At 75.3% G+C, this 13,268-nt stretch carries 13 protein-coding genes; 7 read left to right on the forward strand and 6 right to left on the reverse strand.

Annotated features, from left to right (window positions below; genetic code table 11):
* The coding region (locus tag ACME2J_RS20470) for a sensor histidine kinase (protein ID WP_495546800.1) at positions 1–860 on the forward strand (860 nt) is incomplete at its 5' end.
* Positions 857–1,501, forward strand: a complete 645-nt coding sequence (locus ACME2J_RS20475; RefSeq protein ID WP_495546801.1) for a response regulator — start codon at positions 857–859, stop codon at positions 1,499–1,501. The genes ACME2J_RS20470 and ACME2J_RS20475, both read left to right, overlap by 4 nt.
* 7 nt (positions 1,502–1,508) lie before the next feature.
* Here the strand turns inward: ACME2J_RS20475 and ACME2J_RS20480 are convergent, their stop codons facing one another.
* The 6 genes from ACME2J_RS20480 to ACME2J_RS20505 are packed head-to-tail and all read right to left on the reverse strand — an operon-like array spanning position 1,509 to position 8,452.
* Entirely contained in the window at positions 1,509–1,997 is a 489-nt protein-coding gene (locus tag ACME2J_RS20480; RefSeq protein WP_495546802.1) for a PaaI family thioesterase, read from the reverse strand.
* Positions 1,994–2,929, reverse strand: coding sequence for a ketopantoate reductase family protein (locus ACME2J_RS20485; RefSeq protein ID WP_495546803.1), 936 nt, complete (start codon positions 2,927–2,929; stop codon positions 1,994–1,996). Before ACME2J_RS20485 ends, ACME2J_RS20480 begins: the two co-directional genes overlap by 4 nt.
* Entirely contained in the window at positions 2,926–3,255 is a 330-nt protein-coding gene (locus ACME2J_RS20490; protein ID WP_495546804.1) for a hypothetical protein, read from the reverse strand. Before ACME2J_RS20490 ends, ACME2J_RS20485 begins: the two co-directional genes overlap by 4 nt.
* Positions 3,256–3,281: 26 nt before the next feature.
* Positions 3,282–4,001: a hypothetical protein gene (locus ACME2J_RS20495; protein WP_495546805.1), complete on the reverse strand. Its 720-nt coding sequence runs from the start codon at positions 3,999–4,001 to the stop codon at positions 3,282–3,284.
* A gap of 10 nt (positions 4,002–4,011) precedes the next feature.
* A complete protein-coding gene (locus ACME2J_RS20500; RefSeq protein WP_495546806.1) occupies positions 4,012–5,595 on the reverse strand; it encodes an FAD-binding oxidoreductase in 1,584 nt (527 codons plus the stop codon).
* Between the two features lie 10 nt (positions 5,596–5,605).
* Positions 5,606–8,452, reverse strand: coding sequence for an ATP-binding protein (locus ACME2J_RS20505; protein WP_495546807.1), 2,847 nt, complete (start codon positions 8,450–8,452; stop codon positions 5,606–5,608).
* Positions 8,453–8,607: 155 nt separating this feature from the next.
* Here ACME2J_RS20505 and ACME2J_RS20510 point away from each other — a divergent pair, with 155 nt between their 5' ends.
* From ACME2J_RS20510 to ACME2J_RS20530, 5 genes are all read left to right on the forward strand, one after another.
* Complete coding sequence (locus ACME2J_RS20510) at positions 8,608–8,982, forward strand: DsrE family protein (protein ID WP_495546808.1); 375 nt, start codon at positions 8,608–8,610, stop codon at positions 8,980–8,982.
* Positions 8,983–8,998: 16 nt separating this feature from the next.
* Positions 8,999–9,778 carry a methyltransferase domain-containing protein gene (locus ACME2J_RS20515; RefSeq protein WP_495546809.1) on the forward strand — a complete coding sequence of 260 codons (780 nt, stop codon included), beginning with the start codon at positions 8,999–9,001 and terminating at the stop codon, positions 9,776–9,778.
* Between the two features lie 98 nt (positions 9,779–9,876).
* The gene (locus ACME2J_RS20520) at positions 9,877–10,557 is read left to right on the forward strand and encodes an NUDIX hydrolase (RefSeq protein WP_495546810.1); all 681 of its coding nucleotides are present in this window, start codon (positions 9,877–9,879) and stop codon (positions 10,555–10,557) included.
* A 14-nt stretch (positions 10,558–10,571) separates the two neighbouring features.
* The gene (locus ACME2J_RS20525; protein ID WP_495546811.1) at positions 10,572–10,859 is read left to right on the forward strand and encodes a hypothetical protein; all 288 of its coding nucleotides are present in this window, start codon (positions 10,572–10,574) and stop codon (positions 10,857–10,859) included.
* Between the two features lie 65 nt (positions 10,860–10,924).
* A partial coding sequence (locus tag ACME2J_RS20530) for a biotin/lipoyl-containing protein (protein WP_495546812.1) occupies positions 10,925–13,268 on the forward strand: 2,344 nt, incomplete at its 3' end.

Genomic DNA, 13,268 nt, shown 5'->3' on the forward strand with positions numbered 1-13,268 from the left:
CCCCGCTGAGCCCGGCGGTCAGCGCCCCCGAGGGCGCGCCCCCGCCGGCCGCGGGCACCGGGCGGACGGCCGTCCTCCGCGAGCTCCCGACCCTCGGGCCGCGCACGCTCGCCGGCGCCGCGCTCGTCGCGGCCGGGCTCGTCGCGCTCCTCCAGGCGACGGACGCCGTCGGGACGATCCGCGACATCGTCGTCGCGGGAGCGATCGTGCTCGCCGGCGTGACCCTCATCTTCGGCACCTCCTGGCTCGGCCTCCTCGAGACGCTCCGCGAGGAGCGGGCGCAGCGCATCCGCTCCGAGGAGCGGGCGGAGATGGCCGCGCACCTCCACGACTCGGTGCTGCAGACCCTGGCGCTCATCCAGCGCCAGGCCGGCGACGATCGCGAGGTCGCGGCGCTCGCCCGCCGTCAGGAGCGAGAGCTGCGCGACTGGCTCGCCGGCCGGGCGCAGGACGGGGCCGCGGCCACGCTCGCCACGGCGCTCCACGAGGCCGCCGCCGGCGTCGAGGACGCGCACGGCGTCACCGTCGAGGTCGTCACGGTCGGTGACGCCCCGCTCGACGACGACGTCGCCGCCCTCGTGCGCGCCGCGACCGAGGCGGCGGTGAACGCGGCGAAGTTCGCCGGCACCGGACACGTCGACGTCTACGCCGAGGCCACGGACGGGCGCATCGAGGTCTACGTCCGCGACCGCGGGCCCGGATTCGATCCCGGGGCCGTCCCGGTCGACAGGCGCGGGGTCCGCGAGTCGATCGTCGGGCGGATGACCCGCCACGGCGGACGCGCCGAGGTCCGCAGCGTCCCCGGCGAGGGGACGGAGGTCGAGCTCGTCCTCGAGCGCAGCGGAGCGGCGCCCCGATGAGCGCGCCGCGGCTGAGGGTCGCCGTCGTCGACGACCACGAGCTCGTCCGGTCCGGGGTCCGCGCCGAGCTCGGCGACGCCGTCGAGGTCGTCGGCGCCGCCGGCACCGTCGCGGATGCGATCGCGCTCGTGCGGGAGACGCGGCCCGACGTCGTCCTCCTCGACGTCCACATGCCGGACGGCGGCGGCGTCGCCGTCCTCCGCGGGACCGCGGACGTCGAGGGCACGCGCTTCCTCGCGCTCTCGGTGAGCGACGCGGCCCAGGACGTCATCGCGATCGTCCGCGCCGGGGCGCGCGGGTACGTCACGAAGTCGATCGGCGGCGCCGACCTCGTCGACGCCGTCCGCCGGGTCGCCGACGGCGACGCCGTCTTCTCGCCCCGCCTCGCGGGCTACGTCCTCGACGCCTTCGCCGGCCGCGAGCCCGTCGACGACCCCGAGCTCGACCTCCTAACCGACCGCGAGCGCGAGGTCCTCCGGCACATCGCCCGCGGCTACATGTACAAGGAGGTCGCCCACCGGCTCGGGATCTCGGTGAAGACCGTCGAGGCGCACGTGAGCGCGGTCCTGCGCAAGCTGCAGCTCTCGAGCCGCCACGAGCTCGCCCGCTGGGCGACGGCGCGGCGGCTCGTCGACGAGTGACGCGGGGTCAGACCGGCGGCTGGGGATCCGGCTCGGGCCAGCGCCAGTCCGCGAGCGTCTCCTTGCCGGACTGCGCGAAGTGGGTGAGGTCGACGGCGAGGAAGAGCGCGCGGCCCTCGGCGACGATGCGGTCGCCGTCGCGGACCTCGCCGCGCATGTCGAGCTTGCGGCCCTCGATGCCCTCGCACCAGGCGGCGAGACGGAGCTCGCGCCCGAGGAGGACGGGGGCGCGGAAGTCGACCGTCAGCGACGCCGTGACCGCGGGACGCCCGAGGACGACGAGCACCGCGCCCATCGCGTCGTCGATCGCGGCGGAGACGACGCCGCCCTGTCCGAAGCCGGGCGCGCCCTCGAAGCGCTCGTCGAGGACGAACGTCGTCTCGACCCGGCGGCCCACCCGCCGCCAGCGGAGCCGCAGCCCCGCCTCGTTCTCCTGCCCGCAGCCGAAGCAGTTGGGGTGGTGCTCCGTCACCGTGCCGTCGTCCAGGACCCTCATGGCGCGGAAGGGTACGTGTCGGACGGCGGCAGCCGCGCGCCGATCCGCTCGACGAGGTACTCGACCGCGGGCGCCCGGAGGCCGTGTCGCGACGCCGCGCGCAGGACGGCGCCCGGGATCGCATCGACCTCCGCCGGTCGGCCCGCGGCGACGTCGCGGGCCATCGACGAGGACTGCGACGCGTCGAGGGCCTCGACCTCGGACCGGGCGGTCGCCGCATCGACGTCCGCTCCCTCGGCGCGCGCGACGGCGACGGTCTCCTCGACGGCCGCGTAGAGGGCGGAGGCCCGTGACGGGTCGGAGCGGATCTCCCCGAGCGGCGCGTCGAACGCGGTCGTCGCGCAGGCGAGCGGGTTGAGGCGGCAGAGCTTCGCCCACAGGACGTCCGGCTCCTCCGCGCCCGTGCGGACCTCCAGCCTCGCGCGGCGCAGGAGGGCGGCGAGCGCCGCGACGTCGCCCTCCTCGGCGCCGGCGACGTCGATCCGCGCGCCCGGGCTCGTGTGGACGATCTCGCCGGTCCGCGGACGGTCGCTCGCGACGCGGATGACGCCCGCCCGGACCGCGCCCCGGCCGAACCGCTCCCGCAGGACGACCATGTGGTCGACGCCGTTGAGGAGCGGGACGACGAGCCGCGGGGCGGACGGCTCGACGCGCGCGAGGGCCTCTTCGAGCCCGACCGCCTTCGTGGCGACGAGGAGGACGTCGACGGCGTCGTCCACGCGCGAGGCGAGCCGGGGACGGGCCTCGAAGCTGCCGAGGGCGCGGCTCTCGACGGTGAGGCCGCGACGGGCGAGGTCCATCGCGGTCTCCTCGCGGGCGACGAGCGTGACGTCGGCGCCGGCCCGGTGCAGAGCGGCGGCGACGAGCCCGCCGACCCCGCCTGGGCCGAGGACGGCGACGGACGGGGCGGGCAGGTGCTGCTCCCCGCTCACGCCCGCGGGTCGAACTCGCGCTCGGACGGGCCGCCGGGTCCGACCGGGACCTCGAGCGGCTCCGCGGGCGCCGTGATCGTCTCCGTCTCCTCGATCTCGAGCTCGGGCGGCTCCATCCCGTCGCACACGAGGCGGAAGGTGCCCGTGCCGATCTTGTGGTCGGCCTCGAGGACGAGGCCCGCGATCGTGTCGCCCTCCTCCCACTGCATCCGCTCGATCTCGACCGGATGCATGCGCAGCGTGTGCGGCGGGAAGGGGCAGCGCTTGTTGTGGTCGGCCTTCGCCTTCGCGATGGCCTCGAAGTTCTTCGCCTCGGGATTGCTCATGGCCTGCGCCCCATGGTACGCGCCGGTCAGCCCTCGCCGAGCCTCCGGATGCGCGAGCGGTAGCGGACGTACCGGTCCTTCTCGCGGTCGTAGCGGTAGTCGGCGCGCGAGATGTACGTCGGGCAGCAGCCGGCGTCCTGCCGGGTGTACCAGGGCTGCTGCACGATCAGCTCCTGCCCGCCGTACTGCTTGCGCAGGTTCCTGTCCTCGATGGCTCCGGTCGCGTGGTACGACGCGCGTCTCGGCTTGCGGGTCGACGCCTTGAAGGGCCCGAGCGAGAGCAGCCGGCGCAGCTCGGGACACGGCTCGCCCTCGACCTCGGTGAGACGGCCGACGACGATCTGCCCGGCGCGGCCCGACGCGCCGTCGGCAGCGCCGATGATGAGCTCGGGCCGGCGGGTGCGCCTGTCGAGCTCGACGACCTCCGCGAGGATGGGATAGCCCTCGTCGCGTCGCAGGACGTCGTGGGTGCGCAGCTCGCCCTCGCAGAAGTCGGCGATCTCGATGCGGATGCGGCGGGCCGGGAACTCGTCGTCGGGGCACGGCGGCGGGACGAGGTCGCCCTGCACGAAGCACTCGGTCTCGCGGATGCGCACGACCTCGTCCTCCGGGTCGTCGTCGAGGTCGACGAAGAGGGGCTCGGCGAGCGGGTACGGCGGCGCCCCGTCGTCCTCGGCGGACGTCGGCGCGGCGAGAGCGAGGAGCACGACGGCGAGTCCGGCGGCGAGAGCGAGGAGCGAGCGCACGCGGCCGAGCCTATGCCGGGAGGAGGACGCCGGGGTTCATGATGCCCGCCGGGTCGACGGCGGCCTTCGCGCCGCGCAGCGCCGCGGCGAAGACGTCGGGCCGCTGCGCGTCGTAGGACGGGCGGTGGTCGCGCCCGACGGCGTGGTGGTGGGTGATCGTCCCGCCGCCCTCGATGATCGCGGCGCTCGCCGCGCGCTTCATCTCCGTCCAGCGCGCGAGCTCGTCGCCGCGGCGCACGGGCGCGATGACCGTGAAGTACGGCGCCGGGCCGTCGGGATAGACGTGCGTGAACCGGCACGTGACGCGGCAGGGCTCGCCGAGCGCCTCCCGGGTCGCTCCGACGACCGCGTCGTGGAAGGCGGGGAAGCGGTCCCAGGTGACCGCGGTCTCGAAGGTGTCGGTGAGGACCCCGACGTGCATGAGGGTGTCGCGGAGGTAGGGCATGCGGATGAACGCCTCGCGCCACGCGCCGACGGCGCCGGAGGACCCGTCCCGCGGCGGATCGGGCGTGCCGCCGTGCTCGCGGCAGATCTCGAGCCCCCGCTCGAGCAGCGCGTCGACGGGATAGTCGGTCGATTCGAACCCGAGGACGAGGAGCGCCGCGCTCCCGTCGCCCGCGCCCGTCTGCTTGGCCTCCTCCGCGTCGACGAGCCGGCAGTTCGAGGGCAGCAGACCGGACTGCGAGATCGCGCGGACGGCCTCCGCCCCCAGCAGGAACGAGGAGAACCGCACGGCGCGCGAGGCGCGGTGCTCGGGGCGGGGCTGGACGCGCACCCAGGCCTCCGTGATGACGCCGAGCATCCCCTCGCTCCCGAGCAGGAGGCGGTCGGGCGAGGGCCCCGCGCCGCTCCCGGGCAGCCGGCGGCTCTCCCACGCGCCCGCCGGGGTGATCGCGCGGATCGACTCGACGACGTCGTCGACGTGGGTCCACACGGTCGCGAAGTGACCGCCCGCGCGGGTCGCGATCCAGCCCCCGAGCGTCGACAGCTCGAAGCTCTGGGGGAAGAAGCGCATCGTGAACCCGTGCTCCTTGAGCTGCGCCTCGAGCCGCGGGCCGCTCGCCCCGGCGCCGATGCGGGCCGCGCGCGAGACCGGGTCGACCTCGGCGAGGCCGTCGAGCGCGCCGAGGTCGAGCGACACGGCGCCCTCCACCCCCGCGCCGAGCTCCCGGGCCTCGACGCCGCCGCACACGCTCGTCCCTCCGCCGTAGGGGATGACCGCGACCCGCGCGCCCGTCGCCCACTCGAGGACGCGCTCGACGTCCTCCTCTCCACGGGGCCGGGCGACGAGATCGACGGGGTGCTCGACGACCCCCCGGAAGCCGCGGAGGATGTCCGGGTAGCTCTTGCCGTGGGAGTGGCGGATGCGCTCCTCGGCGTCGTCGGTGACGACGCCCCGCAGCGCGGCGGGGACCTCGACCCGCGGCGCGGGCAGCGCGGCCGCGACGTCCTCGAGCCGCGCCGGCGCCTCGACCTCGGTCGAGCCGAAGCCGAGCTGCTCGACGATCGCGGGCGCCGCCGCCCGGATCTCGTCGAGCGGCTGCTGACCGTCCTCGAACCCCCAGCCCCACCACGATCGGATCCTCTCCCCCATGAACGAGACGCTATCCGCTCCCGCCGTCGGCGAGGGCGTCGGCGAGATCCCGCCGCGACGCGATGCCGAGCTTGCGGTAGGCCGCGCCGAGGTGCGTCTCGACCGTCTTCTCGGCGATGTGGAGGACCTGCGCGATCTCCGCGTTCGTCCGCGCATCCGCCGCGAGCCGCGCGACGCGTCGCTCGCTCGCGGTGAGGGAGCCCGGGCCGGAGAGCGCGAGCCGGCGGGGGCGTGCGCCGGCGGCCCGCAGCTCGCTGCGCGCTCGCTCGGCGACGAGCGCAGCGCCGGCATGGGACGCGATGTCCATGGCCTCGCGGAGCGGCGCCTGCGCGGCACGGCGCTCTCCCCGCCGCCGCAGGGTGCCGCCGAGATCGACGAGAGCGCGCGCGTGCTCGAGCGGAGCGTGTGCGCGCTCGAGCAGCGAAGCCGCCCGACGCAGGTCGTCGAGTCCCGGCTCCCCGCCGGCGACGATGCCCCGCGCGGCCACTGCGACCCCGACGGCGCGCCGGGTCCCCCAGACCCGGGCAGCCGCGAGCTCCGCCTCGGCGAGGTCGCGGGCCCGTGCGGGCTCCCTTCCCGCGCCGGCGAGCAGCCGTGCCGCGCGCGACCTCCACGGCACGAGGGACGGGTTGCGCGCGCCGAGCGCCTCCTGCGCGGCCCCGCAGCGCAGGCTGTCGGCAAGCGCGCCCTCGGGGTCGCCGCGGGCCTCGCGGACGCGGGCACGCGCGTCGAGGAACGGGACCCAGAAGCCGTGCTCGGGAAGAGGCTCGGGCACCGCGACGCTGTCGAGGAGAGCCGCAGCCGCGTCGAGGTCACCGCCCTCGAGGAGCGCCGTCGCGACGTAGCCGCCTCCCCACGGACGCGCGATGCGGACGCCGTAGGCGTCGCTCGCCGCGAGGCCGTCGCGTCCGGCCCGCACCGCCTCGGCGACCTCGCCGCGCCGGAGGCGCACGAGGCACGTGAAGACCTCGTCGGCGGCTTCGGCGAAGGCGTCGCCGCGAGCTCGGGCATGCGCCACCCCTTCCTCGAGGGCGGTGAGCGCGAGCGGCGCGTCGGCCATCGCGAGGACGATGACCGCGGCGATGAAGTCGGTGCCGCCGTTGTCGTGCTCGAGCAGCACGCGGTCCCGGAGCGCGCGCTCGATGTCGCGACGGGCGCGGCGCGCCGCGACCGCGCACGCCTGCGCATCGCGGAACACGAGGCCGACGGCGAGAGCGCGGGCTCCCGGGTCCTCGGCGTCGAGTCCGTCGCACCCGCGCCAGCGCGCCGGGACCTCGTCGCGCAGGCGCGCCGCCGAGGGGTCGGTGTTGGCGACGCCGAGCAGCACGGCGTCGAGCGCGCGGCGGCGGGTCGGCTCGCCCCCGTCGAGCGTCGCGAGCGCCTCCTCCGCGACGGCGACGGCCTCGCGCCCGCGGTCGGCGAAGACGAGCGCGCGCGCGAGCATCGTCGCGATCTCGGCGCGGCGGCCGCGATCGATCCCGTCGACGCTGAGCGCAGCGAAGAGGCGGTCGATCGCGGCAGGGCCGTCCACGAGCATCTCCGCCTCGCTGAGCTCGATGAGCACGTCGGCGCGATCTCCGACGGGCGGCGGCTCCCGGATCGCCCTGCGCAGGTAGGCGACCGCGGTGGACGAGGCGCCGCGGCGCAAGGCGTCCGCGGCCGCCCGGCGGAGCGTCGCGACCCGAGAGGCCTCGCCGGCGGGCGGGACGGCGAGCAGATGCGAGGCGATCCGCTCGCCCTCGACGCCGAGAGCGGCGAGGATCGCCGCCGCACGCTCGTGGAGGAGCGCGATCCGCGCCGGCGAGTGGCTTCCCTCGACCGCGGCGCGGATGATCGGGTGGCGGTAGCGGGCCGGCGCGCCGGCCTCGACGAGCCCCGCGTCCGCGAGCTCCTCGAGGGCGACGAGCGCGTCCGCCCGGTCGACGTCCGCGAGCGCCGCGACGTTCGCCGGCGTCGCGTCGTCCCCGAGCACCACCAGCGCGGCCGCGACCGCGGGCGCGGCGGGTGACAGCGAGGAGATCCGCGCGGCGGTCGTCTCGGCGACGGAACGCGGGCCGAGCTCTGCGACGCGGGGCGCCGCCGTCCTCGTCGGCGTGATCCCCCGCCGGAGGACCTCGTCGAGGAGCGCGCGGAGATGGAACGGGTTGCCGCCCGTCGCGACGCGACACGCATCGGCGAAGGCCGGATCCGCTGGTCCGACCGTCGTCTCGACGAGGACCGCGCACGCGTCGGCGGAGAGCGGGCGCGGCGCGATCGGCCGTGCGGCGGGGTCCGATGCGGTGCGGCCGAAGAATCCGTCGTCCGGCGACTCGTCCGGCCGCGCGGCGACGACGAGGAGCGCCCGGAGCGCATCGAGGCGCGGCGCGAGGAACGCGAGGAACCTCCGGGAATCGGCATCGGCCCACTGCGCGTCGTCGACGAGGAGCGCGACCGGACGCTCGGCGCACAGCGCTCGCAGCAACGCGTGGAGATCCTCGAGCACCGCCCAGTGCGGTCCAGGGCCCCCCGGCGGGGCCTCGCCGCGGCCGAGGACCGAGGCGGCGGCCGGCGCACCCGCGAGGAGCTCGCTCGGGCGCCGACCGTCGGACGCCCGCACCGCGGGCTCGAGCAGCCGGCGGACGACCCCGAAGGGGTGCTCTCGCTCGAGCTCGGTCGGGCGAGCCGTGAGCGGCCGGACGCCCTCGGCCTCGGCGAGGTGACGTGCGCGCTCGAGCAGCGACGTCTTGCCGATGCCCGGCGGACCCTCGACGACGAGCGCCCTGCCTCGGCCGACAGCGGCGGTCGCGACCGCCGCCGCGATCCGTGCGATCTCCTCCTCGCGCTCGAGAAGGACCGGAGTGTCGGGTGGCGACTCCATCACGACGTCGCGCCGACGCTGACCTGCCCGCGATGCTCGCAGATCAGGGGCAGAGCCGAAAGTCCCGGGGGCCGCCTCGGGGGCGCTCCCGATGCGCCCGCGCCGATGCTCGCCCATGATCGGCCACGTCCACGGCGAGCACCCGAAGGAGAGGGATGTCCGAGCAGAACGATCGCGTCGTCGTCAACCTCGCGACGGCCGGAGAAGACCCCGAGCGGGTGACGGTCGCGTTCCTCGTCGCGAACGCCGCCCTGGGGAAGGGCCGGCCCGTCGCGATGTTCCTCACCAAGGAGGCCGTGCGCGTCGCGATCCCCGCCTACGCCGACGCGATCGAGGCGTCCGGCACCCCGCCGCTCGCAGAGCTGTCGGCGACGTACCGCGACGGCGGCGGCGAGCTCCTCGTCTGCCCGATCTGCTTCTCCGCCCGGCGGCTCTCCGAGGGCGACCTCGCCGCGAACGCGCGCCTCGCCGGCGCGACCCCTCTCTGGGAGTGGATCGGCGACGGCGCGGCGTCCGTGTTCAGCTACTGACCGAAGGAGGATCCCCATGGAGCCCACGACGACGACCGTCGACCAGCAGGCGCTCGAGTCGAAGGTGAAGGCGATGTACCGCGACGTCGCGCAGCGCCCAGACGGCGACTTCCACTTCGAGCTCGGCGGCGACCTCGCGCGAGCGCTCGGATATCCCGACGACCTCCTGGCGCGCGTGCCCGGCGGCGCGCTCGAGTCCTTCGCGGGCGTCGGCTGGTTCTTCGACCTCGCCGAGCTCGGCGAGGGCGAGTCCGTCCTCGACCTCGGATCCGGATCGGGCACCGACGTCTTCTGCGCCGCGGCGCTCGTCGGGCCGAGCGGCCGGGTCATCGGCGTCGACTTCACGGAGGAGCAGGCGGAGAAGGGGGAGCGCCTCGCCTCGCTCGGCGGCCACGCCGAGATCGAGTTCCGGCGCGGCTCGATCGCGGACCTTCCCGTGGAGGACGAATCCGTCGACTGCGTCATCTCGAACGGCGTCATCAACCTCTCGCCGGACAAGCCGCGCGTCTTCGGCGAGGCGGCCCGCGCGCTCCGTCCCGGAGGGCGGCTCGCGATCGCCGACATCGTGAGCGAGTCGCAGCTCACCGACGCGATCGTCGCGAACGCCGACCTCTGGGCCTCCTGCATCGGCGGGGCCGCACAGGAGGAAGCGTACCGGGCAGCGATCGAGGCGGCCGGGCTCGACGTCGTCGCGGTCCGGGAGAACCCGTACGAGTTCATCTCCCAGCAGGCGCTCGACGCGAGCTCGAAGTACGGGGTGAAGAGCATCTCGCTCCTCGCCCGCAAGCCGACGTAGGGCCACCGGTCGGCTGGTCCCCCCGGTCGGGGGCGACAGGCCTCGCGGAGCGGCCGAAAGTCGCCCCCCGACCCGCCGACCTCGTACCCTTGAGGAAGATGGCCTCGAAGTCCGACGCGCAGACCTCGCTCACCGCCGGGATCATGGCGCGCGGTCCCTGGGCCGCGCGCGACATCGAGACCCTCTGGCTCCCCGAGCACTTCGAGCCCTCACCGGAGGCGACCGCGGCCGCCGACGCGGCGATGACGGCGCTCGCCGAGCGCGGCTCGCCGAGCCACGACGGGCTCGGCGCCCGCCTCGTCTCGCACGCCGAGCGCGACGGCCGCCTCCACCTCGAGCTGCAGCCGCTGCGCTGGGGCCTGCGCCTCGTCGAGCAGGACGCGTCGCAGTCGATGTCCGCGCTCTGCGTCACGCGCTCCCACGACGGCCGGTGGCTCGCCGGCCGCCGCGCGGAGTGGCTCGCGACGTGGGCCGGGCGCTGGGCGCTCGGCGCCGGCGGGGCCGTCGACGTCGGCGAGTCCCCCGCGGAGACGCTCGCCCGCGAGCTCCACGAGGAGTGGGCGGTCGAGGCCGCGTCGCTCCAGGTCGACGCCCTCGTCCGCCTCCCGCACCAGATGATCCTCGTCGTCGGCCAGGCGTGGCTGCCGGAGGGCGCCGACGAGGAGCTCGTCATGGACCCCGAGCACGACGCCTACGCGTGGTGGCCGGCGGACATCGCCGACTGGCCGGACGAGGCCGACGAGCCGCTGCGGCGGATGGCCTCGCTGCTCGCCCCCTGAGCGGCCCCCTCGACGTGACCCTCACGCGCGCGCGCCTCAAGGCGGCCTCCTTCACGCACTCGACGATCTACGCCGTCCTGCTGCTCTCCTGGTGGCAGGGCTGGGACGATGTGAAGTACGTGTGCGGGTGGGGGCACGGGCTCGGCTGGTTCGCGATGTGCGCCCTCGCCTTCGCCGGTGTCCGACGCCGGCTGATCGACCTGCGACTGGCGACGGCGATCGCCGTCCTCGGCGCCGTCGGGCCGTTCATCGGCACCGCCGAGTTCGTCCGGCAGGACCGCTTGGCCCGACGCACCATGTGACCGAGTGGTGATCGGCCCAAGCGGCCATCCGTGGCCACGCCACGGGCGCGCTAGAGTCAGTCCCCATGGCCGTGAATACGACGATCGAGGTGGTCGCTCCCGGCGCGGGCGAGTCGGTGACCGAGGGCGAGATCCTCGAATGGCACGTCAGCGAGGGCGACCACATCTCCGAGGGCGAGACGATCGTCGAGATCTCGACCGACAAGGTCGACGTCGAGGTCCCGGCGCCTGCCTCCGGCACGGTCGCGAAGCTCCACGTCGCCGAGGGCGACACCGTGAACGTCGGGCAGGTGCTCGCCGAGCTCACCCCGGACGGCGCCGGACCGCCCGCCGCTGGGAACGGCGCCACGGGCGACGAGGTGGCGACGACGGGCGTCGTGGACGAGGGCGACGGCGCCGTCGACCCCGCGACGACGGAGGCCGACCAGGCGGAGGGCGAGCCCGAAGCCGGGGGCCCGTCGTCCGACGGCGGTGCGGGCCAGATCGTCGACATCGTCACGCCCGGCGCCGGCGAGTCGGTGACCGAGGGCACGATCCTCGAGTGGCACGTCGAGGTCGGCCAGAGCGTCGAGGCGGACGAGACGATCGTCGAGATCTCGACCGACAAGGTCGACGTCGAGCTGCCCGCGCCCGGGGCCGGCACGATCACCGAGGTCCTCGCCGCCGAGGGCGACACCGTCACCGTCGGCCAGGTCATCGCGCGGATGGAGACGGGCGCGGGCGCTGCGTCGTCCGCGCCGTCGGGCGGCGACACGGCACCGGCCGCCGCCGACGCGGACCGCGGCCCCTCGGGCGACGCGGCGCCGCTCCCGGAGGGCGCGAGCATCTCGCCGGTCGCCGCACGCGTCGCCGCCGCCGAGGGCGTCGACGTCTCCGGCGTCGCGGGAACGGGCCCGGGCGGGCGCATCACGAAGTCGGACGTCCTCGCGGCGAAGGACGGCCGCGGCTCCGCGAACGGCGCGTCGCCGAACGGCGCGGTCGCCGCCGCGGCCGAGGCGTCGAGCACGCCGATCAAGGGCGGCGCGGCGATGCTCGCCCGCTACATGGACGAGTCGCGCGCGATCCCGACCGCGACGTCGTTCCGCACGGTCACCGTCACGCAGATGGACGGCCGGCGCAAGCAGCTGAAGGAGGCCGGCCACAAGGTCTCGTTCACGCACCTCATCGCCTACGCGATCGCGCGCGCGGCGACCGACGACATGCCGGTGATGGCGCACCACTTCGACGAGGTGGACGGCAAGCCGCACCGCATCGACGACGCCCAGGTGAACCTCGGGATCGCCGTCGACGTCGAGAAGAAGGACGGCAGCCGGACCCTCATGGTCCCGGTCATCCGCGACGCGGGCCGCCTCACCTTCCAGGGGTTCCTCGACGCGTTCGGCGACCTCATCGCGCGAGCGCGCGACAACAAGCTCACCGCCGACGACCTCGCGGGCGCGAACATCTCGCTCACGAACCCCGGCGGGATCGGGACGATCGCCTCCGTCCCGCGGCTGATGGTCGGCCAGGGCACGATCATCGCGACCGGCTCGATCGCCTACCCCGTCGGGCTCGGGAACATCGGCGCGCAGATCGGCGCCGAGAAGGTCATGACGATGACCTCGACCTACGACCACCGCATCATCCAGGGCGCGGAGTCGGGTCAGTTCCTCAAGGTCGTCGAGGAGTACCTCCAGGGCGACCACGGGTTCTACGAGAAGGTCTTCGCCGACCTCGGGGTCGCCAGCGTCCCGCCGGCCCCCGAGCTGCCGACCCCGGCGATGCCCGCCGCCCCGGCCGCCGCGCCGGCGCCCGGCACCCCCGCGGCGCCCGCGGTCGTCGACGAGGAGCTCCTGCAGGCCGTCCAGGCGGCGACGTCGCTCCTCAAGGCCTACCGGACGCACGGCCACCTCGCCGCGAAGCTCGACCCGCTCGGCACGCCGCCCGCGGGCGATCCGGCGCTCGACCCCGAGCCGCTCGGCCTCAGCGAGGACATCATGCGGCGGATCCCGCTGAAGATCCTCCGCACGCACGTGAGCGGGGAGACGCTCGCCGACGCCCTGCCGCACCTCCGCGACACCTACTGCGGGACGATCGCCTACGAGGTCGAGCACATCGCGAGCCACCGGCAGCGCACGTGGCTGCGCGAGCGCATCGAGTCGGGGGCCTTCCGGGGCGTGCTCGCCGGCGAGGAGAAGAAGGCGCTCCTCAAGCGCCTCATCGAGGTCGACGGCTTCGAGCGCTTCATGCACAAGGCGTACCTCGGTCAGAAGCAGTTCTCGATCGAGGGCCTCGACATGACGGTCCCGATGATCGACGAGATCATCCAGATCGCGGCGGGCGACGGCGCCCGCGAGGTCGTCGTCGGCATGGCGCACCGCGGCCGGCTCAACGTGCTCGCCCACAACCTCGGGCGGCCCTACGAGACGA

Source organism: Paraconexibacter sp., assembly GCF_059438195.1.

Bases quoted from the DNA above. Each gene is read 5' to 3' on its own strand.
- ACME2J_RS20480 (WP_495546802.1), bottom strand. From the start codon at position 1,997: ATGAGGGTCCTGGACGACGGCACGGTGACGGAGCACCACCCCAACTGC.
- ACME2J_RS20505 (WP_495546807.1), bottom strand. From the start codon at position 8,452: ATGGAGTCGCCACCCGACACTCCGGTCCTTCTCGAGCGCGAGGAGGAG.
- ACME2J_RS20510 (WP_495546808.1), top strand. From the start codon at position 8,608: ATGTCCGAGCAGAACGATCGCGTCGTCGTCAACCTCGCGACGGCCGGA.
- ACME2J_RS20475 (WP_495546801.1), top strand. From the start codon at position 857: ATGAGCGCGCCGCGGCTGAGGGTCGCCGTCGTCGACGACCACGAGCTC.
- ACME2J_RS20500 (WP_495546806.1), bottom strand. From the start codon at position 5,595: ATGGGGGAGAGGATCCGATCGTGGTGGGGCTGGGGGTTCGAGGACGGT.
- ACME2J_RS20515 (WP_495546809.1), top strand. From the start codon at position 8,999: ATGGAGCCCACGACGACGACCGTCGACCAGCAGGCGCTCGAGTCGAAG.
- ACME2J_RS20520 (WP_495546810.1), top strand. From the start codon at position 9,877: ATGGCCTCGAAGTCCGACGCGCAGACCTCGCTCACCGCCGGGATCATG.
- ACME2J_RS20490 (WP_495546804.1), bottom strand. From the start codon at position 3,255: ATGAGCAATCCCGAGGCGAAGAACTTCGAGGCCATCGCGAAGGCGAAG.